Source organism: Nibribacter ruber (assembly GCF_009913235.1).
GTDB classification, from domain to species: Bacteria; Bacteroidota; Bacteroidia; order Cytophagales; family Hymenobacteraceae; genus Nibribacter; species Nibribacter ruber.
Genome location: NZ_CP047897.1, coordinates 1,587,904 through 1,613,399 on the forward strand (window position 1 = coordinate 1,587,904; position 25,496 = coordinate 1,613,399).

Genomic DNA, 25,496 nt, shown 5'->3' on the forward strand with positions numbered 1-25,496 from the left:
AACTTGAAACAGCACGTTAAACCATACTTCTATGAAAAAGATACTTGTGACTTTGCTTCTGGCGGGTGCTACCGGCCTGGTTGCCTCTTGTGACGCCAACACCGGCGGAAACACCACCAACGCCACCCAGGACGCTGAGCAAATGGACGGCAACATGTCTGGCTCCACGCCTACCACGTCCAATGACACCACTGGCGCGGCAGCCACTGAGAAAACCCAGCAGAACGTAGGCAACTCCCAGACCCGCGGCGAGGCCAATACTTCTAATTCCTCCACCACCCAAAACGTGGTGGTAGGTAAAGACTCTGCGCAATAGAAAGCCGCTTAAAACCACAACGCCCGTTTTTGGTCTGTTTTCTAGAAAACAGACCAAAAACGGGCGTTGTGCATATTTCTAATGATAGTCCTTATTTTTTCTGAGCCGGTTTGGCGGTGCTTCTGGCCTTTTGTTTCTCTTTAAATTCCTGACCGCCGCGCCACGTGTAGAACTCGCCTATCAAGGACCTGATTTTTATCTCATCCAAAGTAGTCAGCTGGCTTTCTACGGTTGCTTTGCGTTTGCCCAGGTTCTGTAGAATGTACTCGGCATAGTCCCAGTCCCGCGGAATCCAGGTTTGGCGCTTGGCTCGCACGCTCTGCAAGAATACAATGTAGGCTTCCCGCATTTGCACCGCCTTGATGGTTTGCACGTTGCTGAACTTGCCCAAGAGCTCTTTCTCCCGGCGGCGCACTTCCTCGGCCTGCAAGGGAATCTCATCATAGGCCGGACGGTTCTCCATCTCCTGGAAGGTGGCTTTCAAATCCAGGAAATCGCGCTTGGACTCTTCAGACAAACTTTGGAAGCCGCTTTCAATCTTGTCAGAGTGCCGGGCAAAATCGCTTTTAATGCTGGGCCATTCGGCGCGGGTGGTGGTGGCTACCTTATCATTCTGGAGGCGCATCCAATCCTTCAGCTGTCTCAGGTCCTGTTCCACGGCAGACTCCTGAACTGGCTCCTTTTTCACCTCCTGAGTGGTTTCATTCTTCACTTCCTGGGCCAGAGCGGTCAATTGGGCGCCGCTGGTCAAGGCCACAGCCAATCCCAGGGTTCTCCAAATCATTTTCGGCTTTTTCATAGCTAGGGTACGCTTGTGCATCTCAAATATACATATTTCTAAAAACCCACCTGCAAAAACAACGCCAAGGCTTTTTTAAGGAATAATGATTAGTGAATAGTGATTAATTACCAGTAATCAGTTAGAAGTGATTTGCAAATTGTGAATAGTGGCTAATGACGCGTGAAGAAGATTCATGCACAGTGCGTTATCAGTAATGGATGGCGAATTAATTATGAATGAAGAACTGGGCATGGTTACGAGTTATAGTAGATGCGTCTCCCTCCCTCTGTCCTCCTGAAAGGACCTTGTAGGCCAGATATACAGGCAAAAGCTACGCGCAATTTTCGTTTTTGGCTTATTTTCCAGAAAACAGGACAAAAACGAAGAGTCCCTGCCAACTTTTCCTGACAGGGACTCTTAAAATATTCTCAGCTCAATCTTAAAAGACCCGCTACTATATACTCTGAAATCAGGGCTGCAACGCTTTGGGTTGTTTAGTTCTGCTCCAGGATTTGGAAGAGTTCGTCCAACTTAGGCGTGAGGATGATTTCGGTGCGGCGGTTCTTTTGGCGGGCTTCTGCCGAGGTGGATGGGTCTACGGGTACGTATTTAGAACGACCCGACGGGGTTACGCGCTGAGGAGACACGCCGGCATCTGTGAGAATGCGCGTGATTTCAGTGGCGCGCAGGACGCTCAGGTCCCAGTTGTCTTGCATACCGGCCGTGCCCTTGGCAATGGGAACGTCATCTGTGTGGCCTTCCACCACCACGTTCACGTCTGGCTGGTTCTGCAACACGCTGGCCAGTTTCTTCAACGCTTCCTGCCCTTTGGCATCTACTTTGGTACTACCAGATTTGAACAGCAGTTGGTTAGACAAAGACACATATACTTTGCCGTTGCGCACGTCAATGGTCAGGTCAGAGGCTTTGAAACCTAGCAGGGCATCGCCTACGGTCTTGCGCAGGTTGTTCACCGCGCGGTCCTTCTCTGCCAAGATGCGTTCCATCTCTTTGAGGCGGGCCTCGCGGGCCTGTAGGTCTGTGGTGAGTTGGTTGACCTGTTCGCTTTTATTGTTGAGGTTGGTGCGAAGAGAGGCTTCTGTAGAGGCTTTTTCTTTGGCCAAGTCTTCTTTTTCCTGGGTGAGGCGGTCGCGGTCTTCGCGCAGCTTGGCGCGCTCGCTTTCCAGTTCCAGCTTCTGGCGGTTCAGTTCATCCTGTAAGACTACCAGAGAGCGGTTTTCTGCCAGAGCGGCTTCATATTTCTTGGTAGAGACGCAGGAACTCATAAGGCCCAGGGCCAGCAGCGCAGGTAGAGCCGTAGATAGCAATGATTTTTTCATAGGTTGGGTACTTGTCAATTATCCGTAAAAGACGCAATACTTGCGATAGTACCCTTACGCAAGGAAGTAGGCAGAAGTTAAAACCTTAACTGAACTCGGCTTACCTTGTGCCCTTACCTCCTTCCCTGGCCAGGTTTATTCTGAGGAAGAAGTCACCAGATCTGTCTGCTCCAAAAACTCCTGAATGGTCTGCACGGCTAGGTGAATACCATCCATGCTTTCCAGCTCTGCGGGTTCTTTGCGCAACTGTTCCAATTGATCAGCGGTGGTTTCTACCAACCTAAGCTGTTTGGTTTTGCACCGCATAGAAATCTCATGCAGGTAGATGCGGGCATCTGCTATATAGGCAGCTAATTGTTGGGCGTTGGCCTGTTCTGTTTGTCTCAACTGCTCTAACTGGTCAGCAATGACCTTCAATCTCTCTATCTGCAGGGCGCAAGTCTTCATAGGTCCAAAAATTTAAGTAGATGTACTATACGTACTTATCTCAAAAAGTAAACCAATTTTATGTAATTATCTAAATTCTGGCGGTCAGGAAAAAAGTTTGAGACGCCTGCGCTTTGGTCAAAAAGACTATCTTTGGAACCTGTCAAATCCGCTTACCGCCCATTGGGCCTATAAATGGACAGACACGCTTTCTAACCAGTCATCGATTTTAGCCTCTTTTTCTTAAAACACCATGAAAACAAAAATCACCGTGAACAGCAACGGCTCTCTCAAAGTAGAAGGCGATTTTATAGTAGTAGACGCCCAGGGCAACGAGTACAACCTGCAGGGCCGCGAGGTGGTGTCGTTCTGCCGCTGCGGTCTTTCCAACAACAAACCCTTCTGCGACGGTGCCCACCGTGGTCACTTTGAGCACAACGCCGTGGCTTTTGACCTGCCACCAAGGAAAGTATAGCTTTTTTGAGTCTTGAGTCGCGAGTTCTGAGTCTTGAGTCAAAATTGTTGATTGTCAATTGTTGATTGTTGGCCTCTGTTCATTTCCGATCACTGATCACTCCTCCCCATTTCTAATTTCTAATTCGTAATTTCTAATTACACAAAAGTGTATGTCTGAAACTTCTACAGGGTTTAAGCGCGAAATAAAGCTGTTTGATGCCGTCATGCTGGTGGCAGGGTCCATGATTGGGTCTGGTATTTTCATTGTGAGCGCAGACATTGCCCGCAGCGTGGGCAGTCCGGGGTACTTGCTGCTGGTGTGGGCGCTTACGGGCCTCATGACATTGGCCGGGGCCCTCAGCTACGGAGAACTCACCAGCCTCATGCCACGCGCCGGCGGGCAGTATGTGTACCTGCGGGAATCATATGGTCCCATGGTGGCATTTTTATATGGCTGGACCCTGTTTCTGGTCATCCAGAGCGGAACCATTGCCGCCGTGGCCGTGGCTTTTGCCAAATTCACGGGCGTGCTGGTACCTTGGTTCTCTGAAGACCATATTCTGCTAGACCTGGGTTTCCTGAAACTCACCACGGTGCAGTTGCTGGCCATTTCCTCCATCATTCTGCTCACGTTGGTCAACCAGCAGGGCGTAAGAAACGGGAAGTTCATCCAGAACATCTTCGGCTCTACCAAAATCATTGCCTTGTTTGCCTTGATTGGATTTGGTTTGCTGCTGGGCACCAACGCCGAGGTAATGGAGCTCAACTTCACAGACATGTGGAATGCGCAGACCGTGTCTACAGAACCGGTGTCTGGAACGCCCTTCCGGACGCCGCTGCAGGGTTGGGCCCTGATGGTGGGCATTGGCACGGCCATGATCGGGTCGCTGTTCTCCTCAGATGCCTGGAACAACATTGGCTTTTCTGGAGACGAGATTGTGAACCCTAAGCGCACCATCGTGTTGAGCATGGCCATAGGCACCGCCGTGGTGACCTTGTTGTATATTCTGATCAACGTGGTGTACCTGACCATTCTTCCGCTGGAAGGTTACAAAGCCGGCGCCGATGTGATGGCCCGCGGTATTCAGTTTGCCAGCAATGACCGCGTAGCCACCGCCGTGGCCGAAGTCATTGGCGGCTCCACTGCTACCATTGCCATTGCCGTTTTGATCATGATCTCCACGTTTGGCTGTAACAACGGGGTTATTCTGTCTGCCCCGCGCGTATACTACACCATGGCCAAAGACGGTCTGTTCTTCACCAACATGGCCAAGCTGAACAAGAATGCCGTGCCCGGAGTTGCCTTGACCTTCCAGTGCGTGTGGGCCTGTATTCTGTGCATGTCGGGTAAGTACGGTGATCTGTTGGATTACGTGATTTTTGCCGTACTGCTGTTCTACATCTTGACCATTGCCGGTATCTTTATTTTGCGCCGCACCATGCCAGACGCACCAAGACCGTACAAAGCCATCGGTTACCCGGTGCTACCGGCCTTGTACATTGCCATGGCCTCGTTCATCTGCATCATCCTGCTCATTTACAAGCCCGCCTATTCTTGGCCAGGTTTGATTTTAGTGGGCGTGGGCATACCGGTGTACTACTTCTTCAAGAACAAATTCCAGAAGATAGCAGACTAGCGCCGCTACCTTCTATTTTAAGAACCGCCCTTCGTTTTTGGCTTGTTTTCTACAAAACAGACCAAAAACGAAGGGCGGTTCTTTTATACTATCTCCTTCTAGACCAACGCTGCCTTCTTTCCTGAGGGCCGTATAGCGCTGGCAATCAAACTTTCAGTATTTTAGAAACTCCAAACCTACTCTACAAACAACCTCTATATGAAGAAACACTTTTACGCGGTGGCCGCCCTGGTTTTGCTTGCGTTCACTTCTTCCCAAACCCTGGCCCAGAAAACGTATTTGCATTGCGGCACACTGATAGACGGCATAGGAGACAAAGCCCAAACGGAGATGACCGTGATTGTAAGCGGCAATCAGATTCTGGCCGTGGAGAAAGGCTATGCTACCCCAGAGGCCGGCGCCCAGGTCATTGACCTGAAGAACAAGACCGTACTTCCCGGCTTCATGGACATGCACGTGCACTTTGAGAGCGAAACCAGTCCCAACGCCTACGCAGAGAAACTGTCTTTAAACCAAGGCACCATGGCGTTCAGGGCGGGAAATTACGCAGAAAGAACGCTCATGGCCGGCTTTACCACCGTGCGGGATTTGGGCGGCAGCGGTATCAACATCCAATTGCGCAACGCCATCAACCAGGGCCTCATGCGCGGCCCCAGAATGTTTGTGGTGGGCAAGGCCATTTCGGGCACCGGCGGACACATGGACCCTACCAACGGCTACAATGACCAACTAATGGGAGACCCGGGGCCGGCAGACGGCGTAGCCAACGGCGTGGACGAGTGCCGGAAGGCCGTACGCCAGCAGTACAAAAACGGGGCTGACTTGATCAAGATTGCTGCCACCGGCGGCGTGTTGAGCGTGGCCAAAGACGGATCAGGCCCGCAGTACTCTGAAGAAGAAATAAGAGCCATTGTAGAAACCGCCCATGACCTGGGTATGAAAGTGGCCGTGCACGCCCACGGCGCCGAAGGCATGAAACGCGCCATCCGGGCCGGGGTGACCTCCATTGAGCACGGCACCCTCATGGACGAGGAAACCATGAAACTCATGAAGAAGAACGGCACTTGGTACGTACCCACCCTCACTGCGGGTAAATCTGTGGCAGATTCGGCTAAGATTCCTAACTATTACCCGCCGCTGGTCACGCCCAAAGCCTTAGCCATTGGTCCGCAGTTGCAGGGCACGTTTGCCAAAGCTTATAAGGCTGGGGTGAAAATCGCCTTCGGGACGGACGCCGGAGTCTTCAAGCACGGCAAGAACGCCAAGGAGTTTGAGTACATGGTAGAGGCCGGCATGCCCGCCATGGAAGCCATCAAAGCAGCTACCCTACACGCCGCTGAACTGGTGGGCGCCTCAGACAAATTGGGCTCTGTACAGAAAGGCAAGCTAGCCGACCTTATTGCCGTAGACGGTGATCCTTTACAGGACATCAAAACGCTGCAGCAGGTGTCCTTTGTCATGAAAGACGGAAAAGTGTACAAGCAGTAGCCTGACACCAAGTTAGTTCCCCTAAAAAATCCAAGAAAAAAGCGGAATGAGATAGGGTCAATTCCCTTATCTTTGCCCTCTTATTAGCGTAATAAAACATGAAAAGAATGATCCTCTTGGGCGCTTTCGCCCTTATAAGCGTAGTGGGCGCCCAGGCGCAGACCAACTTTGGTATTAAAGTAGGGTTGAACGTGGCCAACATTGGCGGCGACGCTAAAAATACAGATCCGCGTACGGGCGTACATGCCGGCTTCTTTGCCACCGCTCCCATTTCAGACCGGTTTGCCATTCAGCCGGAGGTCTTATATTCTCAGCAGGGGTACAAGTCTGGCAAGAGCACGTTCACGCTCCACTACCTCAACATTCCCTTGATTTTCAAAGGCACCATCTCTGGCGGCTTTCATTTACAGGTAGGACCGCAGTTTGGGATTCTTCTGGATGCCAAGCAGAAAGTAGGCAACACCACCTATGACATCTCTGACAATCTAAACAAATATGACGGCGCCGTTGCCTTAGGCTTGGGCTATGACCTTTCCCGCTTACAAGTATCGGCTAGGTACAACCTGGGCTTATCTGACATTGCAGACGGCAACATTAAAGGAGAGTCTTATCCCAACAACGTGTTCCAGTTATCTGTGGGCGTAAAGATGTAAGCGTTTTTTGCCTGTTTTCCTCAAAAGCCCCGAAAAACGATCGGGGCTTTTTTTATGCCTAAGTTTTTCAGTTGAACCGTTGGTAAAGCTTTTTTCCTAACGCATTCACTGACTCTGATTGTTTGAATTTCAGCCCGATTGATTTTAATCATATTACCAGTTTAACCTAAAGCCTTCAATTTGACTATAGCATCAGAAGTAGTTTGCCCGAAGATTCATCCTATCTCGGGTGCCCGCAAAATCACACTTGAAGGAGTCTATTTCTTTCTCATTCAGGTGAGCCAGTCTTCTGGTCAAAAATCCTGGCTGGCGTAAAGTGGATAAGATGGCTGCGTGAATTTCTGCCGTTTAAGCGGTACCTTGCGGGTGTTTTTATATTTCGTATGTCAGGCTTACCTATTTTCTCCAATCCTATGGCTTCCCCTACTTTGCATGCGCAAGGCGTAACGCTAGAAGAAACCACAGACACGCTGGCCATTCATCATCTGGCGCACCAGACCTGGCAGCCTACCTACAAAGACATTCTGGCCCCAGACCAAATCCAGTACATGCTGGACATGTTCTACACGCCGGCCTCATTGCAACAGCAAATGGAAGAAGGACAGACCTTTTTGTTGGTAAAAAACCAGGGAGAACCAGCGGCTTTTGCCTCCTACTCACTGCTTTACCCAGAAGAAAAGGTGTACAAGCTGAACAAGCTCTACATCCACCCCGGGCAGCAAGGCAAAGGCTTCGGGAAGCTGCTGCTGCAGGAAATTGTGCGCCGCATTCAACCGTTGGGCGCTACCGCCCTGGACCTGAACGTGCACCGTCAGAACCCAGCGCTCCAATTCTACCTGAAACACGGGTTCCATATCCATCAAACCCTGGACATTCCGCTGGGGCCTTACACCTTAAATGACCACATCCTGCGCTTGCCGCTCACGGTTTAGTCCTTGCTCGTGCGTTTGAGGTTACTCTATTACTTGAATGCACCCTCCACTTCGTTTTACCTGTTTTTATGCGAAAGATCCTCTTCACCCTCAGTCTGATTCTTGCCTGTTCTGCCATGAGCATGGGCTGGGGTTTCTATGGCCATAAAGTCATTCAGCAACTTTCTGTGTACGCCCTGCCTAAAGACATGCAGGCATTTTACCATAGACATATGAAGTATCTGGTAGATGCTGCCGTGCGTCCAGATGAGCGTAGAAACACAGACTCTGCTGAGGCCGTCCGCCATTTCATTGACGTGGATTATTTTGGACCTAACGCCGTGAATGAAATGCCAGAGAGTTGGGCCGCCGCCTCTGCCAAATATCCGGTAGACACTCTCACCAAGTATGGTCTGGTGCCGTGGCACGTGGTGGTCATGCAGCAGCGCCTTACCCGTGCCTTCCAGCAGAAAAGCGTGGACAGTATCTTGTTCTACTCGGCAGATCTGGGCCATTACATCCAAGACGCGCACGTTCCGTTGCATACCACCTTGAACTATGACGGCCAGTTAACAGACCAGCACGGCCTGCACAGCCTTTGGGAGTCTAAACTGCCGGAGCAGAATCTGCCAGGCTATTCCCTCAAGCACAAACAAGCCCAGTACCTGGCCAATCCAGAACATGCCATCTGGGAAGTGGTGCGCGGCTCGCACAAAGAACTGCCCAACCTGCTGGCCCTGGAGAAACAAGTAACCAAGCAGTTCACAGACCAGACCAAGTTTGTGGTTACAGAACGAAACGGTAGAACCCGCAAAAACTACTCAGACGCTTTTGCCAAAGCCTATCAAGAAGCCCTGGGACCTATGGTAGAACAGCGCATGCAGGCCGCCGCCCACATGACGGCCAGCTTCTGGTTCACCTGCTGGGTAGATGGCGGCCGGCCCAACCTGAAGAACCTGCTTGCTACCCCTTACACCAAGGCCCAGGCCAAACAATTCAAGCAGGAAAGGAAAGCCTGGAAAAAAGGACAGCTCCAGAAAAAAGATTTGCTCCTCACCAAAGGCCGCTAAGCCGTTCCCTTGTAAAACAGGAGGCGTTTTTGGCTTGTTTCTGAGAAAACAGCCCAAAAACGCCTCCTGTTTTTTTAGCACCCACCGCGGGTTCCCTGCTGATAATCTGCCCGAAACCCTTATTTTTGTCATCCGCACTTTTTTAAGCACCAACCACATCATGCATATTGCCATCGTCGGGAACATAGGAGCCGGCAAAACCACGCTGGCCACCAAGCTGGCCCAGCACTTTCAATGGGAAGTCTTTCTGGAAGCCGTAGATGACAATCCCTACCTCAAAGATTTTTATGACGACATGCCGCGCTGGGCGTTCCACCTGCAGGTCTTCTTCCTGAACAGCCGCTTTAACCAGGTGCTGCAGATCAATGAGCGCACCAACGGCGTGGTACAGGACCGCACCATCTACGAGGACGCGTACATCTTCGCCAAAAACCTGCACCAGTCCGGCATGATGAGCGAGCGCGACTACCAGAACTACTTCAACCTGTTTCTGTCCATGACCAAGATGGTGAAGGCCCCAGACCTCTTGGTCTACCTCAAAGCCGACTTGCCCAAACTGATTGGCCAGATACAGAAGCGCGGGCGCGACTATGAAGAGAACATAGCCCTGTCTTACCTCAAGAACCTGAACGAACACTATGACCAGTGGATCAGCGGCTACACGCACGGCAAGCTGCTGGTGGTAGACGTCAACAACATGGACTTCGTGCAGAACCCAGAAGACCTGGGCACCATCATTGAGCGCATCAACATTGAGCTGTTTGGCTTGTTTTAGGCTGTAGCCACGCACAAGTATAGCAAAACCTTTATCTTTCAGGGCCGGGATTGCGTATGTACCAGAAAAACATTGGTCATATGAAATCCCGGTTTTCTTTTCCCTTCCTGCCGCTGCTGGCCGCAGGACTATTGCTTGCAAGTACAGGTTGCAACAAAACCTCCTCAGAGGCAGAAGCAGACGCCCATAGAGCCGGCAGCAAAGCCGAACAGGAACTAGCCGAGCTCAGAGAATGGGCCAAAGACAAGGCCAATGACGCGGACAGCACCGCAGACCGCAAGGGCCCAGAGATCAAGGAGGAGTTCAAGCAGCGCTCAGCGGCCTTAGAAGCCAACCTGGACAGTCTTTCTGAAGAATCAAAGGAAGAATACAAGGAGCTCAAGCGCCGGTTTGAGAACTGGCAGTCGCATACCACCCAGCGCAGCCAGATGCCCTTGCGCGCTAGCAAACTAGACAGCATCACGGTATTACTAATGGGCTCAAAGACGGCCATGGACAGTACCTGGGCACCTACCAAAGTACGCGACAAGTATGAAATCTTCATCAGAAATGTGCGCCAGCACCGCGGCAACTGGACGGCATCAGACTGGGACTACGTAGACGCGGTCTACCGCCAGCTCAATGAAAAGAAAGATCCCCTGGAAGATAATTTGAGCCCCGCAGACCGCCTGCGCATAAAAGGCCTGCAGGCAGAATACCTGGCCTTGGAAGCCAAGAAAGACATCACAGACCTTCATCAACAGTTAAAGGACAGGTAAGGCAGAAAGGTCGTTTTTGGCTTATTTTCTGAAAAACAGGCCAAAAACGACCTAGCTGGCTTGCTCCGCGTCCTCAGAAGAAGGTTGGGGTGGGGAAAGCAGCGGTCGGCAGAGCCATTCTTCCGCTAATGCAGGATCCCAGAACATGGAGGCCTCACAATGCTGGGCAAACCGGGCGATCATGTCTTTGGCCGAGACCACCTGCTGAAAGTTAGGAGAAAGCACATGGGCAAACTTGCGCATGCCCAGACGCACCGCATCAGGGAGCCACTCATACTCCAGCCAGTTGTTGGCTTCTTCCCAGTCTCCGGTTACTTCGCTTTTGTCATTGAGAAGACGGGGGCACTTCCACTTCTCCTGCAGGGCCAGATAGGCCTTGGCGGCCAGAAGCACGTCTTCGGCGTTTATGTGTCCTTTCCATTTTACCAAGACAACTTCTTTTGCCTGGTCATAGAAAATAGAGACGTGGGCATGGGCATGGGAAAGGTGCCAGGTAGATTCCATATACGCACTGGGTCTAACATGAATAATAGGTCAAGCGGGAAAGAGGCGTCTGGAAAGAGGACTCTGAAATGTACGCAGCCTTACACCCGAATGTTGGTACAAATACTTAATTAAATTAAGTACATATACGTATTTTCCTATCTATTGACTACCGGCCAGGGCTGGATGGGGTGTTTGGGGCCTCCAGCCAACCAGTGGTGCCACCGGCCACACGCACCAGCCAGAAGTCTTCCATTCTGGCTAAGACCTGCACGCTGGTATCTGCCGGAAGGGTGCGTTTGGCGGCGGCCTGCGCATGGGACGTTTCCAGGAGCGAGGCCGTCTGGCGCAGCCTTACGGTTTGCAGCGGCTTGTCCAGGGGTTCTACCAAAGAGGAAGCCATGAAGCCCTGTTGCCCATTGGCCAACACCACCCGGTACCAGTCAGAAGTGCCAGCCACCACCTGCACGGGCGTATTCTTTTCCAACGTAGTCACAATGCTGGCCTTGGTGTCTGGAGACTGCCGTACCGTGCCCTTGGCTTTGGCTACCCGGGTCCATTGGCCCAACTGCTTCTCACTCACGTTCAACGGGGCCGGCTTCTCTTTGCTTTGGAAGACATAGGGAAAGGGATCTACGGCGCCTCGGCCAAACTTATAAATCCCAAAGTGCAGGTGCGGGGCCGTGGTTTTGGCGTTGCCCGTGTTGCCCATCAGGCCCAGAGTGTCGCCAATGGCAACGCGCTGACCGGGCTGCACCAGTTGGCTGTCCAGATGCGCATAATACAGGCTTTGGTTGCGGCCGGGGTCTTGCAACCAAACCACCTTCCCGCCAATAGGCGTAGTACTCACCCTGGATACCACTCCTTCTGTGGAGGCAATTACAGGGGTGTTTCTGGGCGCAAAAATGTCAATGCCTTCATGTTTTCTAGCGCCAGCGTCGCGGTCCTGCCCCCAGAAACTCTGGATGGCGCGCCCGTCTTTGCCCTGCACCGGAAACGCCAGCACTGGCTGCGCCTCAATGGTCACCGTGTACTGACCGCTGCGCAGCAGTTCTGGCTGCACCCGCAGCACATGCGCTACGCTCTCCTCAATTTCATACTCCAATTCCTGCGCGGTAGAGTCTGCGTTGGCCACCTGTTTGGGCGCCGTGGGCTCCTCTGGTCGGGTTTCAAAAAGATCCAGGAACACCTGGGGCACGGCCGTACCTTTGGTTTGCACCTTCACAGCCACCTTCTGCCCTTGCTGCACGGTAAACTGGTAACCAGCCGCCATGGGCTTGTCTGCCGGAAAGTAGCCGGTTTCTTTAAAAGGCAGCGTGACGGGCACCGGTTTTTGCAGGGCATTCTTTCCTGCGGCCAGCCACTGCTGGCCCAGCGCGGTTTGGTCTAGCTTGGCCTCTTCCAGACCTTTCTGGTATTTCTCATAGGGTGTCTGTTTCTTGAACACGCCGCGCAGCGTGTTCTGCGGACTACATGCCTGTAGGCAGACAAAAAAGACTAACCCACAAATTAACCGGGAGTGCTTGCTGAAATACTGGGGAAGGTTCATACGCAGATTCAAAAAAATACCCGCTACCCGGGCATACTATAACGCGGGTAACGGGTAAAATGTACGAACCAGAAGAAGTTTTGGCTTCACAGCCAGCAGATTACTCTTCTTCTATGCGGCGGTGCGGGTGCTGGTAGGCATGCGCTTCTGCCTCAGAGATCTCGTCATACTGGTCAAGCATCAGCTGCAGGGTACCCGAGTTGGTGGCCTTAACAAAAGCTCCCTCTGGGGTGGCGTAAATGGCGTAGTTGTGCAACCCAAAAGGATACAGGTTGTTGCTGCGTATCTCTTTGGCGAAGGTGAGGTCATGCTGGGCTCCGTTAGAGGTAGTCACCAGGTATAAAGTATGCTGCGTCATGCTCAGAAATAAGTAAAAGGATTAGGCTCTTACGCCGGAAGGCTGTTGAAAAAGCCACTGCTTGGCTTCCACCAGGTTAGGAAACTGGCAGTGCTGGCAGATGCCGCTGGCGTTGGCCATATCTTCAATGGCTTTCACGGCCAGTTTGGTAAAAGCGCTCTCCGGAACCACCACTGCAATATACAGATAATTGTTTGGTGCTAAATCGGCTAGCCGGGGAATAATGGCAGTGGCCATCCAGCGCTGGTCTTCCGGTGACACCAGGCCCAACGCCAGCACGTCCAGGTTCACCCGCTGGGTGGGGTACAACCGCATGGTCTGCAGCAGCCGCTGGTTGGCTTCCTTGAACTCCTCTGAGGTGCATTTGCGGCCATACCGCAAAAACACGCCCTGCAGCAACTCATCATACCCGGTAGTGGCGTAATCAGTTCTGGTATGAATCATATGATAAGAAGCGTAAGCGGTTGGGGGAATGAATTACTAGATTTTTAACGCGGAAACATCGCAGCGGTTTCCTGTCTGGCAGCCCGCTTTTCCTTCTGATTGATGGTGAGAGACTTACATTTTTCCCTACCACAACTGGCTAGCATCATCAGGCAAATCCCTTGCTTACCGCAGAGAAACCGCCAATTGGAACTCCGTTGCCGGAAGGCGTTTTTGGGCTGTTTTCTGGAAAAGAGGCGAAAAACGGACAGGTTCTATTCTACCGGACCAGCTTCCATGACCTGAATTTTGTCTCCTACCTGCACGGTGCCGGTAGACAGGCCAATCAGGTTCATCCCGAAGGAGACATTGCTGCCCTGCTTGCGGTAGGTAGACAGCGTTTGCAGCGGCTCCTGGCTGGCAGCGCCGGTGGCCTGGTCAATGGTAGACATGGCGCAGTGGCCGCAGGGCTTGGCGCCGTAAAAGAGTACATCCCCAATTTTAAAGGTCTTCCAGTTGTCTTCGTCATGAGGCAGGCCGCCCGTGAACACAAACGTGGGCCTGAACCGGTTCATGGGCAAAGACTGCTCCAGCCGGTTGTTCAAATCATTCAAAGATTCCTGGCCAATGATCAGGAAAGGAAAGGCATCTGCAAAGTTCAGCTTCTCATTGTGCTTGGCGTAGTTGGGATCAATGAGCCTGATGGAGTTGTCTGGCATGTACACCAGACGGCAGTCTACGCCCAGGGCTTCGGTGAACCACGTACTGGCTTCTGAACTCACCACGTAGGCAAAGCAGATATCGTCCCAGACGGTTACCAGCAGGGAGCGGGTGCTGTTGGTTTCTAAAGGCACGCGCAGCGGGGTCAGGTTTTTGGTGCGGTGGGTCACTTCCAAATGGTCTGGGTGCAGGGCCACCTGCAAGAGGGCCATCTCGGGAAGTTTGCGCTGGGTCAGGAACAGGCCACTCTCGTCAATCAGCATCCAGCGCCGGTCATACTGCAGTCCGCGCTCCTCTACCTGGGCAGACGTGAGCGAGATGCCGCCTAATGACTTAATGGGATATACATTGATTTCGCTGAGTACCAAGTGTGACATATAAATCTATGTGCGGTGACGTGCCTATTCTCCTAAAAGCTAAAGGTAGGAATGATTCCTAAAACGCAGAGAAGCTCTGCAAAGATTTGCACTTTCACAACAAATTATCTTCACTAACCCCTATATTTAGCTAACATGATAATTTTTTTAGCAGACAATTGACCGCAAAGACAAAAAGCGTAATTTTAGGAGATTGAAAATAAGAGGAGCGCACGGAATGGGGACATATTTTCAGAGTTACCGCGAAGAGATTTCGCTGACGGTTAGCACCAACCGCCCGCTCACCCTGTATGAGTTCAACCACCGCCTGCGCGAGGAGATTGAGAACGCCCTGCCCCACCGGTATTGGATTATTGCCGAAATCTCTGAAGCCCGCGTGCACCACGGCAGCGGCCACTGCTACCTCACCCTCACCGACAAAGAACCCGGCCCCAAAGCCACGCTCACAGCCCAGGCCCGGGCCACCATCTGGAAACGACAGTACCAGGAAATCGCCACTTTCTTTGAGGAGCAGACGGGGCATCCGTTAAAGGGGGGCCTTAAGATTCTGTTCAACGCCAGCCCGCGGTTTCATGAGCTGTACGGCTTCAGCCTGGACATTCATGACATTGATCCCACCTACACCCTGGGAGATCTGGCCCGCCAGCGGCAGGAAACCATTCTCAGGCTGCAGAAAGAAGGGCTGTTAGACCTCAACAAGCAACAGCTCTTACCCGAAGTACCGCAGCGTCTGGCCGTCATCTCGTCGCCTACTGCTGCCGGCTACCAAGACTTCGTCTCGCAGTTGGAGCACAATCCGTTTGGTTATTCGTTCCAGTTGACCTTGTTTGAAGCCAGCGTGCAAGGCGCCGAAGCCGTCTCTTCCATCAGAGCGGCCTTAAACCGCGTGGCCTTGCAGCGCCCGGCCTTTGATGCCGTGATCATCATTCGCGGCGGAGGTTCGCAGACAGACTTGTTGTGCTTTGACCGGTATGAACTGGCCGCCACCGTGGCCCAGATGCCTTTGCCTGTGTTGACGGGTATTGGGCATGAGCGTGATGAGTCTATCACCGATTTAGTGGCCCACACGCCTTTAAAAACGCCCACGGCCGTAGCCGCTTATCTGGTAGACCGCTGCAATGAGTATGAGGCCAAAATAGAAACCATCTTCCTACAGATCAAAGACGCAGCCACGGCATTGGCCGTGGTAGAAGAACGAAGAATTACCCAACTCACCAACCAATTGCAGCAGCGCACCAACGGCTTCCTGCAGACGCGCCAGTTCCAGTTGGAGTGCCAGACCCGCACGCTCTCAGACAAACCCAAGAACTACCTCACTCAGGAACAGCGCCACGTTATGTGCGAAGAACTGCGCCTCACCCATTCTGTGGAGCAACTTTTAAGGGCCAAAGAAGCGAAACAACACCAGTACCTGCAAACCCTGGAGCATGAGAGCACGCAAAAGGTAACGGCTGGCCAGCGCAAACTCACCCACATAGAGCACTGCGTGCAGCACGGTTCAGAACTTCGGCTTCAGAAAGCCAAATTGGCGTTCCAGAAAAACCAGCAGCGGTTGCTTTACGGCGCCAAAGACCATCTGCAAACCAAAAGCCACCAGCTGCAGATCGTGGCCATGGACATCCGGTCCCATGACCCCGAGGTGATGCTGATGCGCGGCTACACCCTTACCTACGTCAACGGAAAGCTGCTGCGCTCCATAGAGCAACTCTCTCCCGGCGACGAACTCAAAACCCGACTGCTCGTGGGCTCCCTCACCAGCACCGTCACCAACATTCAAGAACCAGACCTGTTTAATTAAAAATTAGAAATTAAAAATTAGAAATGGTGATTTGCACTCTGCCCAATAACCCAAACCATCGTTCTTAATTTCTAATTTCTAATTAATAATTTCTAATTAGAAAAAGCCATGAGCACCCTCACGTATAAGCAAGCCACCCAGGAGTTAGAGGCCATTTTAAAGGCCATTGAGAATGATGATGTAGACGTGGATGAACTGACCCAGAAGGTACAGCGCTCCTCTGAACTCATAAAACTGTGCAAGCAGAAACTCCGCTCCGCCGAAGACGCCATCAACCAAGTCTTCAAAGACATCAACTGCGATACTCCAGAAACGGAGTAAGCCTTCGTTTTTGCTTGTTTTCACCAAAACAGGCTAAAAACGAAAAGGGCAGCTACTTGCGTAGCTGCCCTTTTTATGCGGTAAGCTTTTTGATCTTCTACAAATGGATGATAGGATCAGCTTTGCCGTCTGGGTCGCCTTTCACATAGCCACTGATGGTAGGCTTGCCACCGGTCACCAGCATAACGCCCGCAGCATGCGGGGTAGCCATTGAAGTACCACTGATGGTATTGTAGCCACCGGCTTTCCAGGTAGATTTAATGCTCACACCGGGTGCACACCAGTCCACGTGGGTACCGTAGTTAGAAAACGAAGCCCATGTATCTGTGTTGTTCATGGCAGAGATGGTGTAGATGTTGGCACCTTCGGCGCGGGCCGGAGAGTGGTTGTCTGCATCATCAGTCTCATTGCCAGCGGCCAGGCAGAAGATAACACCGCCTTTAGCTGCGTTTACTACTGCATTGTCCAGGGTGGTAGACACGCCACCGCCCAGGCTCATGTTGGCCACGTCGCCAGGCTTGCCGTTGGTGCCCACGTAATCAATACCAGCAATCACGCCTGAAGTAGACCCGCTGCCTCTGGAGTTCAATACTTTCACTGCTACTACGGTAGCATTGTAAGCCACGCCGATGACGCCAATTGTGTTGTTCTTGGCGGCAATGGTACCTGCTACGTGAGAGCCGTGTCCGTTGCCGTCATCTGCGCTGTTGGCATCTGTACCAGAAGTGATAAACGTACGGCTGCGGTTTACATCTACGTTCAGGTCTGGATGGTCCAGGTCAATGCCAGAGTCAATCACCCAGGCAGTCTTGCCAGTGCCGTCTGCAGAACCCACGCGGGTAATGCCGTACGGCTTCTCCTGAATTGGTTGTGTAGTTCCGCCGCCGCCCGGTTTGCCCAGGCTGATCACTTTATCTTGTTCAATATAGGCAACGCGTGGGTCGCGGCGCAGCTTTTCTACCTCGGCCTCAGAAAGGTCGGCAGAGAAGCCTTCCAATACTTTGCCATAGGCATGGCCCAGAGCCTGTTCAGCAATACCACGCTCCCGCAGAATCTGCTGGCCGCGGCTGCGAGCCTGGCTTTGGCGCTGGGCATACGTAGCCTGCTCTGGCATACGACGGTTGTTGTCCTTTTTCAAAACCACAATGTACTTACCGGCAATAGGCGTACCCTGTACTGCGGCACTGGCCGTAGCGTCTAGAGGGGTAACGGCTTCTTCAGGGCTTTCGCAGCTTTGGAACGTGCATGCAAGAAGGGCGGCACCCAACATCATTTTGGTGGGGGACACAAAAGAGAAGTTCTTTTTCATACAATAGAGTGTTTGTTAGAAAGATGGATGAATGAAAGCGTTGCCCTGATAAAGAGCAGCTCCAAATTATGTAAAACAAACTTTAATAGACACCCCAAAAACATGTATCTTTAAATTATTTAACTCGTACACAACCTGTTACACTTCATCATTACCGTCTACAGCCATTTTTCAAGACGATTTTCTCCCCTGCTTTTTCTTGCCTAAGAGTACCGCAATGGCTAGTTTTGACTTACCAGTACCCTTAGCTACGCTCAAAAATATGCGCACTTCTTTTCTGAGGTTTGTCTTAGCCTTCACGCTTGCGGGCGTAAGCGCCTTCTCGTTTTCTGCCTGCCACCGCAAAGTCCCAGAAACGCCGGCCCCGGTGAAAGCAGAGCCACCTACCCCTACCCTGCTCACCCAGGAAACGGTGGTAGACACCCTCACGGCCTACGGGCAGGCACACCCGCAGGACAGTCTGGTTCTAATTAGTACTTCAAAAGGTGACATCACCATCAGACTGTTCAAGGACACGCCGCTGCACCGGGCCAACTTCCTGAGGCTGGCAGATTTTGGGTTCTTTGACAAGACCGTGTTCTTTAGAGTAGAAAAGGATTTCATGATCCAGGGCGGCCGCACTGATCAACCTAATATTAAGATTGGCGGTTACAACATCCCTCAGGAGATACGTCCGCATTATTACCACAAGCGCGGCATGGTGGGCATGGCCCGCTACGGCGATAAAGAAAACCCAGAGCGCATGTCCTCGCCGCGCGATTTCTACATTGTGCAAGGGCACCCGTTATCTCCAGAGGAACTGGCGGCCAACATTCAGGAATTCAACCTCAAGCTGAGCCCGGCCCAGAAAAAAGTGTACAGAACCCTGGGCGGCGCGCCCAACCTAGACCAGCAATACACCATTTTTGGCGAAGTAGTGGAAGGCATGAGCGTGGTAGACAGCATTGCCGCCGTGCCGGTAGACCCGCAGCAGCACTGGCCCTTAAAAGACGTGACCATGAAGGTACGGGTGCTTCGTTAAAAGAAGCCTACCTTTGCAAAAGCATCCTCCCGCCCATTCCTTTCAAACGTTGACCTACCTCTCTAGCAGAAACTTGCATGAAGCACATACCACTCCACAGCACGGACTACCTGACCATTGAATACAACGCCATTGATGACATCCTTATCAGTACCTGGCGGGGCACGCTTTCCAATGAACAGATAAAGAAAGGCTATGAGGCCATTGCGCTTCAGCTGAGAAAGCAGTTCTGCCACAAACTGCTGGACAATCACATAGAGGTGCGGGGCCTGTGGGCAGACCTAGCCGAATGGGTGGCCTTTGACTGGCACCCGCGCGCCGAAGCCTTTGGCCTGCACTACCACGCCTGCGTCTACTCCACCAGCACGTTCAGTCAACTCTCCACAGAAAAAGCCATCAGCCTCATTAAGACCAGCATTGTGCAAGGTTTTGAACACCTAGACGCCGCAGAGAACTGGCTTAAGTCCTTTTAGATTCTTTATTTGCTATGCAGAAAAATTAAAACGTCCCACTTTAGAGAAACCAATTTTTGCCTGTTTTCCAGAAAATAGCCCAAAAACGTAAAACGAAACTTCTCCTATTGGTTTGGGACAATAGTAACCTCATTGGAAGGGTGCCCAAGATCAGAACTTCTTGATTTCAAACAAATCTTCTTACATGCCTTTCACATTTGCCCATCCCGCTATACTACTTCCATGGAGAAATTGGTCAGGTAGGTGGGTTTCCTGGACGGGCCTTATCTTGGGGAGCATGTCTCCTGATTTTGAGTATTTCTTGAGAATGCGGGTAGAAAGCAACTACAGTCACACGCTGTCGGGGCTATTGTGGTTTAACCTTCCGCTGCCATTTATCCTGGCCGTGCTGTTCCATATCCTTATTAGAAACCCAACCATAGACCACCTGCCTCACGGGCTTGGTGAAAGGCTAAATAGCTATAAAGACTTCCAGTTTGTACACTACCTAAAAAAGCACTGGCACATTTTTGCTTTGTCAGTAGTGATGGGCAGTTTTTCGCATTTGGCATGGGATGCCTTCACGCACCAACAAGGTTTCTTTGTAGAGCGGTTACCCGTATTGCAATACCATTTCAGTTTCAGGGGTTTCCACTTTCCCGTTTACAAAGTCTTGCAGCACCTGAGCACCGTAGTGGGTTTTGTCTGCATAGGTTATTTTACATGGAAGATGCCTACCAAACCAGTGGAGCCAAGCTTTAGGAAGTTCAGATTCTGGGTTTCTATCGCGGTACTGATGACAGCCATCTTGGTCATCAGGCTCTTAACGGGACTTGCCTTGGAGCAGACGGGGCATTGGATTGCAACCGGCATTTCGGGTGGATGTATTGCTTTGCTAGTCACTTGCTTGTTTGCCAAGGACAAACCTTCACAAAGTACATAAAGCAAAAAACGCCCCTCAGGACTGAGGGGCGTTTTTTGCTAGTTTTCTGGGAAATAGCCCAAAAACGGCTTACCAGATGTGCACGCGTTCAGCGTCTGGGCGGTACATCTTGTTACCCGGTCCGCAGTTGAACGCCTTGTAGAACTGAGGCATGTTGGACAACGGACCATTGATTCTGAACGAGGCAGGTGAATGCGGATCTGTCTGCACTTGTTGACGCAGGAAGTTCTCGGTGGCGTTGGTTCTCCAGATTTGGGCCCAGGCCAGGAAGAACCGCTGCTCTGGCGTGAAGCCGTCAATCTTGTCCACGTTCTTGTTGGCAATGGCTTTCTGCAAGGCCGTGAAGGCAATGTTCAAGCCACCAATATCAGCTATGTTTTCACCCATGGTGAGTTTGCCGTTCACGTAGACGCTATCCAGGGGCTGCATGGCGCTGTACTGGCGGTCTACCATGTCGGTGCGCTGTTTGAACTTGGCCTTGTCCTCGGCGGTCCACCAGTCGCGCAGGTTGCCTTGCGGGTCATACTGGCTGCCCTGGTCGTCAAAGCCGTGGGTAAGTTCATGGCCAATCACGGCGCCCATGCCGCCGTAGTTCACGGCATCATCTGCCTTAGGGTCAAAGAAGGGAGGTTGCAGAATTCCCGCCGGGAACACAATTTCGTTCATGCTGGGGTTGTAGTAAGCGTTCACGGTAGGCGGCGTCATGCCCCATTCCATGCGGTCTACAGGTTTGCCCAGCTTAGAGGTATTCTCCTGGAAGCGCCATTGTGCGGCGTTCATCACGTTGCGCACAAAAGAGGTACGGTCCACTTTCAGGCCTTTGTAGTCTTTCCACTTGTCTGGGTAGCCAATCTTGACGGCAAATGCGTTTAGCTTGCCCATGGCCTGCTGCTTGGTGGCCTCGCTCATCCAGTCAAGGTTCTTCACGTGCTCCTGGAAGGCGGCGCGCAGGTTGTTCACCATCTCCAGAGCCTTGGCCTTGGCCTCAGGACTGAACGTTTTGTCTACGTACGCCTGTCCCAGCGCCTCGCCAATGTTACGGTCGGTTACACCCAAAACGCGTTTCCAGCGGGGCTGCATGGTTTTGGCACCACTCAGGAATTTGTTATAGAAGTTGAAGTTCTCCTGCACGAAGGCCTGCGGCAGGTAAGTAGAGTAGCTTCGGGCAAGGTTCCAGCGCAGATAGTTCTTCCAGTCTTGGGTAGGCACCGAGGCCAGCATGGCGCTGGTTTCCTTTAAATATTCCGGCTGCCCTACCACCACTTCGGTAGCGCTGCCCACGCTCAGGTTCTTTAACAAGGTAGACCAGTTGTAGTTGGGTGCCAGCTTCTGAAGCTGCGCAATGGTCATTTTATTGTAGGTGGCATACGGATCACGTTGCTGCACCCGGGTCATGGACGCCTTGGCCATGCGCGTTTCCAGAGCCATGATGGTGGCGGCGTTTTTAGCGGCAGTGGCGGCGTTGTCACCCATGAGCTGCAGCATGTTGGCAATGTGCTTCTGGTACTCCTCCCGGATGGTTTTAGAACGGGCATCTGTGTTCAGGTAATAGTCACGGTCTGGCAGGCCCAGGCCGCCCTGGTTCAGGTTAACCACGTTCTGGGTGCTGTTCTTGTCGTCTTGTCCCACGTACAGATTGAACAAGCCACCCGTGCCAATGGTCTTCAGGTAAGCAAAAGTCTGCAACAAGCTGGCTCTATCTTTAATGCCGTTGATGCGGGTGAGTTCCATGCGCAGCGGTGACAGACCAGCTTTCTCAATAGCGGCGGAGTCCATGCCGGCGGCGTAGAAATCACCTACCAGTTGCACGCTGGAGCCCTGGGGGGCATTGGTACTGGCCACGGCGGCATTCACTACAGAACGCAAGGCCGCGTTGTTCTGATCACCTAGCTCATTAAAACTACCCCAGCGGCTTTCTGAAGCCGGAATAGGATTGTTCTTGAGCCAACCACCGTTGGCAAACTTGTTGAAGTCCTCGCACGGAGAAACCGAGCGGTCCAGGTTTTCCATCTTGAGACCAATGCCGGCCACGCTGGCCTCCATCTCTGTCTCTGTGGTAGCCGAAGCAGTGGTTGTTTGCGTTGTGGACGTCTGCTGCACCGCTGCCGGTTTGCTGCAGCCCACGGCCATGACCCCGGTAAGGGCGGTGGCCAGCCAAAGCGTATTGGTTTTTTTCATATAAGTAGGTTGTATGGTGTGAATACTACACGGGAGACGTGCGCCTCCTTTACATGTAAAGAAGTATACGTAGAACTGTCCGTTGTGTAATGATAACCGTTTTTAGCCTGTTTTTCAGGAATTAGCCCTAAAAGGGTGCGTGGTCCGTTTCCCGCACCTCATAGAAGGTGGCAAAATGCTTGGGAAAGAAGGGCAGCCCCTGCGCCTGGGCGTACACTTTGGTGAAGGCCGCGCCAAAAAACAGAATCATGGCAGAATAGAAAATGAACAGCAGCAGTACCACCACAGACCCAGACGTGGAATACAAAGACCCCAGACCGCTTTTCACCAACACCTGCCCCAGAATGAGTTTCCCAATCAGGAAGAGCACGGCCGTCACCACGGCCCCAAGGCCAATGGCGCGGCGGTCAATGTACGCGTAGGGCAGAAACTTGAAGATGATGGCAAACCACATCGTCTCAATGAGCAGACCCACCAGCCGGTTGGCGCCCTGTACCAGATGCAGCTGCGTGCTCTCATCCAGAAGGGAGTAATGGTCATTTAAAAACGCAAAAGCCGTCTCCACGGATAGGGTAGCCAGAAACAAAAGCCCGCTGGAAAAGATGATGAGCAGCGCCCTGAACCGGTTCCGGACGGCGGCCCGCAAATGCTGCTGCCCCTTGGCGCGCACGCTCCAGAGCTGGTTGATGGAATTCTGGATGACGCCAAAGAGCGTAGTGGCCACAAACGTCAGGAACAAGAAACTGAAGGCCGCCGCCCAGCCGTTGCCCTGCAAATTCAGGAAGTTGATGAGAATGAGCTCCACCTGCCCTGCCACGTTCTCACCCATGATGTTGGCCATTTTCTGGAAAAGCTCCCCGGTGATGAGTGCGTTGTTGAACATCATGCCCAGCACCGAGATGAGCAGAATCAAAATAGGAGGCAGCGCAAACAACGTAAAAAAGGCCGCCGAAGAAGCCAGCCGCAACGGATCATTGCGTCTAAACAGCAGAAAAGCTTCCTTTAAAAGCCGCAAAAACGGCTGTACTCTTTTGGCAAGCGGCAACGGGGAAGGTGCAATCATGAAGGGGAAATACGTAATAAAATCGTTTTTAGGCTGATTTCTGGAAAATACGGCAAAAACGGCTACCGGTGGCGGGCCATGACTTTCAGTTGCAGACGCACAATGTCGCCCATGGATTGGCATTGCAGAAAAGCCTTGTTTTGGTGGTGCTTAGCCAGTTCTTTCTTCAGCTGGCTTATTTTCTCTGGCGTGGAGATGGTGTCTTTGCGCATGCAGTCCACCAGGTCTTTAAGCCGATAGCGGTCTGAGCGTAGACGCCGGAAAAGCAGGGTGCGTTCTTCATTCTGGTATTGCTTGATGGTCTCGGCGGGCAGCCACTCAGTGCACAGGGCCACAATGGGATTGTTTTCTTTGAAGAACTGCGGCAGGTACATGGTCTTGCGGCCTTCGTAACATTCCTGGTCAAAGTCAATGGGCCGCACACGGTACTGCTCCTCTTCAAAGTCTGGGGTGATGTCAATGACGTAGTTGTAGGAGCGCATATCGCCTAACAAAACAGAGAAGCAGCGTTCATTGAACTTCACAAACTCTTTGGCAATGCGCACTTTGTTGAGTGTGGGCCGGTCCAGGTAATGCTTGATGAACTCGTCGCCGGGAATGCCCGCAATGTGCTCTTCAATCAAAGAATCCCCGTGCACCAAATAACTGATGCGGTTAGGCGACAGAATATGCTCCAGTTCCAGGCCGTAGACGCGGGAGGCATCTGCTTTTTTGAAGTAAAAATAGTCAAAGTTGTCATTGAGCAAATTCACCACCCGTATTCTGAAGGGGTTGGAATTCCCGAAGGAACAGTAATCTACCCGCTCCACAGAGAGGTGCTCCATTACGCTCAGGTCACCGTCGGTTTTGAGTTGCACGTAGATGCGGGTGAGGCCGTCAAAGATCTCCTGCATCTGGCTCTGGTCATAGATGACAGACTCCCAGAGCGTGTCCTGGCCATGGCGGTCGTAGAGCGGGAAGGAGTCTACGTAGCGCATCATGTCCTGGTACGTGACGGGCAGCGGGGCCTCGCGGTCATATTCCCGCAGGTATTTGCGCAGGCCTTCCTGTATGGGATAGAAATGCTTTTTCTTGGAGATGTTGTTGAGGTTGTTGCTATCTACTTCCATGGTTACAGCAGTTCTTTGGCGGGGTCCCAGAAACGCTTGGCAAAGTCCACCACCTGATCGTCTTTCACTTCTACGCCCTCCTTCTCCAGGTTCTCTTGCATGGCGTTGGCGTGTGCAAAGTGTTGTTTGCCGGTGAGCATGCCGTTTCTGTTCACTACCCGGTAGGCGGGTATGCCGTGCTGGGCGTGCGAGGCAATGAGCGCCCAGCCCACCATTCTGGCAGAACCTTTAGCCCCCAGATACGCCGCAATGGCGCCGTAAGACGTGACCCGGCCCGGCGGAATGAGTTTGACCACTTCATGCACGTCTTTGAAGAAATTAGTTTTGCGTTGCTCAGCGTCTGTTTTTGGCATGGCAGATGAGTTATGAGGCCTAAGTACGTAAATTTCAAGACACAGGAGAACCAGAATTATTTCTCTAGGCGGTTTAAACCTTGCGCGCCTATTGTTGTCTATACAATATTACCAGGCCGTGACACAATAATTTACCATGCGCCCGTTGAACGTGTAGGAGTTTTTTCTCTTGCCACCATTGTAACTGTACGCAATAAGACTGCCCCCATCTCTGCGCCATGAAAAAAATCAGGTTCCTTTCCTCTTCTACCCTGCCAGAAAGCGCTTGCCGCGTTTCTTCCGTCGGCTTGGCCGGCTTTTCTGTTTTGCTGGTAGCCTTCAAAGAAATTTTCCTGTTTTCTTTGCACCGCAGAGAGGTAACCCAGACGCATGGATCACTTTCTTAACCGGTAATGCCCTGGGGCCGGGAACCTGATGATTTTATTCAG

General features: G+C 52.1%; 29 protein-coding genes. 15 read left to right on the plus strand and 14 right to left on the minus strand.

The features are described 5' to 3' along the window. The first annotated feature begins 31 nt into the window (after window positions 1–31). On the plus strand, window positions 32–316 hold the full coding sequence (locus GU926_RS06700; protein WP_160690242.1) for a hypothetical protein: 285 nt from the start codon (window positions 32–34) through the stop codon (window positions 314–316). A gap of 91 nt (window positions 317–407) precedes the next feature. On the opposite strand, the gene GU926_RS06705 is transcribed toward GU926_RS06700, so the two are convergent. From GU926_RS06705 to GU926_RS06715, 3 genes are all read right to left on the minus strand, one after another. Further along, window positions 408–1,100 (minus strand): hypothetical protein, encoded by a 693-nt coding sequence (locus GU926_RS06705; RefSeq protein WP_160690244.1) that lies wholly within the window; start codon window positions 1,098–1,100, stop codon window positions 408–410. A 491-nt stretch (window positions 1,101–1,591) separates the two neighbouring features. After that, window positions 1,592–2,437: an OmpA/MotB family protein gene (locus tag GU926_RS06710; protein WP_160690246.1), complete on the minus strand. Its 846-nt coding sequence runs from the start codon at window positions 2,435–2,437 to the stop codon at window positions 1,592–1,594. 135 nt (window positions 2,438–2,572) lie between these two features. Then, a complete protein-coding gene (locus GU926_RS06715; RefSeq protein ID WP_160690248.1) occupies window positions 2,573–2,884 on the minus strand; it encodes a hypothetical protein in 312 nt (103 codons plus the stop codon). 232 nt (window positions 2,885–3,116) lie between these two features. Here GU926_RS06715 and GU926_RS06720 point away from each other — a divergent pair, with 232 nt between their 5' ends. From GU926_RS06720 to GU926_RS06755, 9 genes are all read left to right on the plus strand, one after another. After that, entirely contained in the window at window positions 3,117–3,338 is a 222-nt protein-coding gene (locus tag GU926_RS06720; protein ID WP_160690250.1) for a CDGSH iron-sulfur domain-containing protein, read from the plus strand. 151 nt (window positions 3,339–3,489) lie between these two features. Beyond that, a complete protein-coding gene (locus tag GU926_RS06725; RefSeq protein ID WP_160690252.1) occupies window positions 3,490–4,956 on the plus strand; it encodes an APC family permease in 1,467 nt (488 codons plus the stop codon). 198 nt (window positions 4,957–5,154) lie between these two features. Then, the gene (locus GU926_RS06730) at window positions 5,155–6,444 is read left to right on the plus strand and encodes a metal-dependent hydrolase family protein (RefSeq protein ID WP_160690254.1); all 1,290 of its coding nucleotides are present in this window, start codon (window positions 5,155–5,157) and stop codon (window positions 6,442–6,444) included. Between the two features lie 98 nt (window positions 6,445–6,542). Then, window positions 6,543–7,097: a porin family protein gene (locus GU926_RS06735; RefSeq protein ID WP_160690256.1), complete on the plus strand. Its 555-nt coding sequence runs from the start codon at window positions 6,543–6,545 to the stop codon at window positions 7,095–7,097. 180 nt (window positions 7,098–7,277) lie between these two features. Further along, complete coding sequence (locus GU926_RS18575; protein WP_262886159.1) at window positions 7,278–7,412, plus strand: hypothetical protein; 135 nt, start codon at window positions 7,278–7,280, stop codon at window positions 7,410–7,412. Between the two features lie 98 nt (window positions 7,413–7,510). Further along, complete coding sequence (locus GU926_RS06740) at window positions 7,511–8,029, plus strand: GNAT family N-acetyltransferase (RefSeq protein ID WP_160690257.1); 519 nt, start codon at window positions 7,511–7,513, stop codon at window positions 8,027–8,029. Between the two features lie 68 nt (window positions 8,030–8,097). Then, entirely contained in the window at window positions 8,098–9,078 is a 981-nt protein-coding gene (locus tag GU926_RS06745; RefSeq protein WP_160690259.1) for a zinc dependent phospholipase C family protein, read from the plus strand. 160 nt (window positions 9,079–9,238) lie between these two features. Next, window positions 9,239–9,853, plus strand: coding sequence for a deoxynucleoside kinase (locus GU926_RS06750; protein ID WP_160690261.1), 615 nt, complete (start codon window positions 9,239–9,241; stop codon window positions 9,851–9,853). 80 nt (window positions 9,854–9,933) lie between these two features. Then, window positions 9,934–10,611: a DUF6565 domain-containing protein gene (locus tag GU926_RS06755; RefSeq protein ID WP_160690263.1), complete on the plus strand. Its 678-nt coding sequence runs from the start codon at window positions 9,934–9,936 to the stop codon at window positions 10,609–10,611. A gap of 51 nt (window positions 10,612–10,662) precedes the next feature. On the opposite strand, the gene GU926_RS06760 is transcribed toward GU926_RS06755, so the two are convergent. The 5 genes from GU926_RS06760 to GU926_RS06780 all read right to left on the minus strand — a co-directional run bounded on the left by GU926_RS06760 (window position 10,663) and on the right by GU926_RS06780 (window position 14,521). Beyond that, window positions 10,663–11,115: a hypothetical protein gene (locus tag GU926_RS06760; protein WP_160690265.1), complete on the minus strand. Its 453-nt coding sequence runs from the start codon at window positions 11,113–11,115 to the stop codon at window positions 10,663–10,665. Between the two features lie 148 nt (window positions 11,116–11,263). Then, complete coding sequence (locus GU926_RS06765; RefSeq protein ID WP_232058456.1) at window positions 11,264–12,643, minus strand: M23 family metallopeptidase; 1,380 nt, start codon at window positions 12,641–12,643, stop codon at window positions 11,264–11,266. 100 nt (window positions 12,644–12,743) lie between these two features. After that, complete coding sequence (locus GU926_RS06770) at window positions 12,744–13,001, minus strand: hypothetical protein (protein WP_160690267.1); 258 nt, start codon at window positions 12,999–13,001, stop codon at window positions 12,744–12,746. Between the two features lie 21 nt (window positions 13,002–13,022). Next, window positions 13,023–13,445 carry a hypothetical protein gene (locus GU926_RS06775; protein WP_160690269.1) on the minus strand — a complete coding sequence of 141 codons (423 nt, stop codon included), beginning with the start codon at window positions 13,443–13,445 and terminating at the stop codon, window positions 13,023–13,025. A 254-nt stretch (window positions 13,446–13,699) separates the two neighbouring features. Continuing rightward, a complete protein-coding gene (locus GU926_RS06780) occupies window positions 13,700–14,521 on the minus strand; it encodes an MOSC domain-containing protein (RefSeq protein ID WP_160690271.1) in 822 nt (273 codons plus the stop codon). 217 nt (window positions 14,522–14,738) lie between these two features. On the opposite strand from GU926_RS06780, the gene xseA reads away from it, so the two are divergent. Both xseA and xseB read left to right on the plus strand, forming a co-directional pair. Further along, the gene (gene xseA / locus GU926_RS06785; RefSeq protein WP_160690273.1) at window positions 14,739–16,319 is read left to right on the plus strand and encodes an exodeoxyribonuclease VII large subunit; all 1,581 of its coding nucleotides are present in this window, start codon (window positions 14,739–14,741) and stop codon (window positions 16,317–16,319) included. 108 nt (window positions 16,320–16,427) lie between these two features. Then, window positions 16,428–16,640 (plus strand): exodeoxyribonuclease VII small subunit, encoded by a 213-nt coding sequence (gene xseB, locus GU926_RS06790; RefSeq protein ID WP_160690275.1) that lies wholly within the window; start codon window positions 16,428–16,430, stop codon window positions 16,638–16,640. Window positions 16,641–16,737: 97 nt separating this feature from the next. On the opposite strand, the gene GU926_RS06795 is transcribed toward xseB, so the two are convergent. Then, the gene (locus GU926_RS06795; RefSeq protein ID WP_232058457.1) at window positions 16,738–17,949 is read right to left on the minus strand and encodes a S8 family peptidase; all 1,212 of its coding nucleotides are present in this window, start codon (window positions 17,947–17,949) and stop codon (window positions 16,738–16,740) included. 262 nt (window positions 17,950–18,211) lie between these two features. Here GU926_RS06795 and GU926_RS06800 point away from each other — a divergent pair, with 262 nt between their 5' ends. From GU926_RS06800 to GU926_RS06810, 3 genes are all read left to right on the plus strand, one after another. Beyond that, window positions 18,212–18,970: a peptidylprolyl isomerase gene (locus GU926_RS06800; RefSeq protein ID WP_160690277.1), complete on the plus strand. Its 759-nt coding sequence runs from the start codon at window positions 18,212–18,214 to the stop codon at window positions 18,968–18,970. A gap of 77 nt (window positions 18,971–19,047) precedes the next feature. Further along, window positions 19,048–19,443 (plus strand): hypothetical protein, encoded by a 396-nt coding sequence (locus GU926_RS06805; protein ID WP_160690279.1) that lies wholly within the window; start codon window positions 19,048–19,050, stop codon window positions 19,441–19,443. 184 nt (window positions 19,444–19,627) lie between these two features. Continuing rightward, window positions 19,628–20,365: a DUF4184 family protein gene (locus tag GU926_RS06810; protein WP_160690281.1), complete on the plus strand. Its 738-nt coding sequence runs from the start codon at window positions 19,628–19,630 to the stop codon at window positions 20,363–20,365. Window positions 20,366–20,434: 69 nt separating this feature from the next. Here GU926_RS06810 and GU926_RS06815 read toward each other — a convergent pair whose 3' ends face one another. The 5 genes from GU926_RS06815 to GU926_RS06835 all read right to left on the minus strand — a co-directional run bounded on the left by GU926_RS06815 (window position 20,435) and on the right by GU926_RS06835 (window position 25,439). Beyond that, window positions 20,435–22,543 (minus strand): M13 family metallopeptidase, encoded by a 2,109-nt coding sequence (locus tag GU926_RS06815; protein WP_160690283.1) that lies wholly within the window; start codon window positions 22,541–22,543, stop codon window positions 20,435–20,437. A 127-nt stretch (window positions 22,544–22,670) separates the two neighbouring features. Next, window positions 22,671–23,606, minus strand: coding sequence for a YihY/virulence factor BrkB family protein (locus tag GU926_RS06820; RefSeq protein WP_160690285.1), 936 nt, complete (start codon window positions 23,604–23,606; stop codon window positions 22,671–22,673). Between the two features lie 62 nt (window positions 23,607–23,668). Further along, window positions 23,669–24,715: a hypothetical protein gene (locus tag GU926_RS06825; protein WP_160690287.1), complete on the minus strand. Its 1,047-nt coding sequence runs from the start codon at window positions 24,713–24,715 to the stop codon at window positions 23,669–23,671. 2 nt (window positions 24,716–24,717) lie between these two features. Further along, entirely contained in the window at window positions 24,718–25,068 is a 351-nt protein-coding gene (locus tag GU926_RS06830; protein ID WP_160690289.1) for an MGMT family protein, read from the minus strand. 131 nt (window positions 25,069–25,199) lie between these two features. Continuing rightward, window positions 25,200–25,439 (minus strand): hypothetical protein, encoded by a 240-nt coding sequence (locus GU926_RS06835; RefSeq protein ID WP_160690291.1) that lies wholly within the window; start codon window positions 25,437–25,439, stop codon window positions 25,200–25,202. Window positions 25,440–25,496 lie beyond the last annotated feature (57 nt).

What these genes read in the sequence shown, in the direction of transcription:
- GU926_RS06705 (WP_160690244.1), bottom strand. Translation starts at nt 1,100, where the DNA reads ATGATTTGGAGAACCCTGGGATTGGCTGTGGCCTTGACCAGCGGCGCC.
- GU926_RS06820 (WP_160690285.1), bottom strand. Translation starts at nt 23,606, where the DNA reads ATGATTGCACCTTCCCCGTTGCCGCTTGCCAAAAGAGTACAGCCGTTT.
- GU926_RS06780 (WP_160690271.1), bottom strand. Translation starts at nt 14,521, where the DNA reads ATGTCACACTTGGTACTCAGCGAAATCAATGTATATCCCATTAAGTCA.
- GU926_RS06720 (WP_160690250.1), top strand. Translation starts at nt 3,117, where the DNA reads ATGAAAACAAAAATCACCGTGAACAGCAACGGCTCTCTCAAAGTAGAA.
- GU926_RS06765 (WP_232058456.1), bottom strand. Translation starts at nt 12,643, where the DNA reads ATGAACCTTCCCCAGTATTTCAGCAAGCACTCCCGGTTAATTTGTGGG.
- GU926_RS06810 (WP_160690281.1), top strand. Translation starts at nt 19,628, where the DNA reads ATGCCTTTCACATTTGCCCATCCCGCTATACTACTTCCATGGAGAAAT.
- GU926_RS06805 (WP_160690279.1), top strand. Translation starts at nt 19,048, where the DNA reads ATGAAGCACATACCACTCCACAGCACGGACTACCTGACCATTGAATAC.
- GU926_RS06775 (WP_160690269.1), bottom strand. Translation starts at nt 13,445, where the DNA reads ATGATTCATACCAGAACTGATTACGCCACTACCGGGTATGATGAGTTG.
- GU926_RS06710 (WP_160690246.1), bottom strand. Translation starts at nt 2,437, where the DNA reads ATGAAAAAATCATTGCTATCTACGGCTCTACCTGCGCTGCTGGCCCTG.
- GU926_RS06835 (WP_160690291.1), bottom strand. Translation starts at nt 25,439, where the DNA reads ATGCGTCTGGGTTACCTCTCTGCGGTGCAAAGAAAACAGGAAAATTTC.
- GU926_RS06715 (WP_160690248.1), bottom strand. Translation starts at nt 2,884, where the DNA reads ATGAAGACTTGCGCCCTGCAGATAGAGAGATTGAAGGTCATTGCTGAC.
- GU926_RS06760 (WP_160690265.1), bottom strand. Translation starts at nt 11,115, where the DNA reads ATGGAATCTACCTGGCACCTTTCCCATGCCCATGCCCACGTCTCTATT.
- GU926_RS06800 (WP_160690277.1), top strand. Translation starts at nt 18,212, where the DNA reads ATGCGCACTTCTTTTCTGAGGTTTGTCTTAGCCTTCACGCTTGCGGGC.
- GU926_RS06700 (WP_160690242.1), top strand. Translation starts at nt 32, where the DNA reads ATGAAAAAGATACTTGTGACTTTGCTTCTGGCGGGTGCTACCGGCCTG.
- GU926_RS06750 (WP_160690261.1), top strand. Translation starts at nt 9,239, where the DNA reads ATGCATATTGCCATCGTCGGGAACATAGGAGCCGGCAAAACCACGCTG.
- GU926_RS06725 (WP_160690252.1), top strand. Translation starts at nt 3,490, where the DNA reads ATGTCTGAAACTTCTACAGGGTTTAAGCGCGAAATAAAGCTGTTTGAT.
- GU926_RS06770 (WP_160690267.1), bottom strand. Translation starts at nt 13,001, where the DNA reads ATGACGCAGCATACTTTATACCTGGTGACTACCTCTAACGGAGCCCAG.
- GU926_RS06825 (WP_160690287.1), bottom strand. Translation starts at nt 24,715, where the DNA reads ATGGAAGTAGATAGCAACAACCTCAACAACATCTCCAAGAAAAAGCAT.
- GU926_RS06730 (WP_160690254.1), top strand. Translation starts at nt 5,155, where the DNA reads ATGAAGAAACACTTTTACGCGGTGGCCGCCCTGGTTTTGCTTGCGTTC.
- GU926_RS06745 (WP_160690259.1), top strand. Translation starts at nt 8,098, where the DNA reads ATGCGAAAGATCCTCTTCACCCTCAGTCTGATTCTTGCCTGTTCTGCC.
- GU926_RS06740 (WP_160690257.1), top strand. Translation starts at nt 7,511, where the DNA reads ATGGCTTCCCCTACTTTGCATGCGCAAGGCGTAACGCTAGAAGAAACC.
- xseB (WP_160690275.1), top strand. Translation starts at nt 16,428, where the DNA reads ATGAGCACCCTCACGTATAAGCAAGCCACCCAGGAGTTAGAGGCCATT.
- GU926_RS06830 (WP_160690289.1), bottom strand. Translation starts at nt 25,068, where the DNA reads ATGCCAAAAACAGACGCTGAGCAACGCAAAACTAATTTCTTCAAAGAC.
- GU926_RS06815 (WP_160690283.1), bottom strand. Translation starts at nt 22,543, where the DNA reads ATGAAAAAAACCAATACGCTTTGGCTGGCCACCGCCCTTACCGGGGTC.
- xseA (WP_160690273.1), top strand. Translation starts at nt 14,739, where the DNA reads ATGGGGACATATTTTCAGAGTTACCGCGAAGAGATTTCGCTGACGGTT.
- GU926_RS06795 (WP_232058457.1), bottom strand. Translation starts at nt 17,949, where the DNA reads ATGAAAAAGAACTTCTCTTTTGTGTCCCCCACCAAAATGATGTTGGGT.
- GU926_RS06755 (WP_160690263.1), top strand. Translation starts at nt 9,934, where the DNA reads ATGAAATCCCGGTTTTCTTTTCCCTTCCTGCCGCTGCTGGCCGCAGGA.
- GU926_RS06735 (WP_160690256.1), top strand. Translation starts at nt 6,543, where the DNA reads ATGAAAAGAATGATCCTCTTGGGCGCTTTCGCCCTTATAAGCGTAGTG.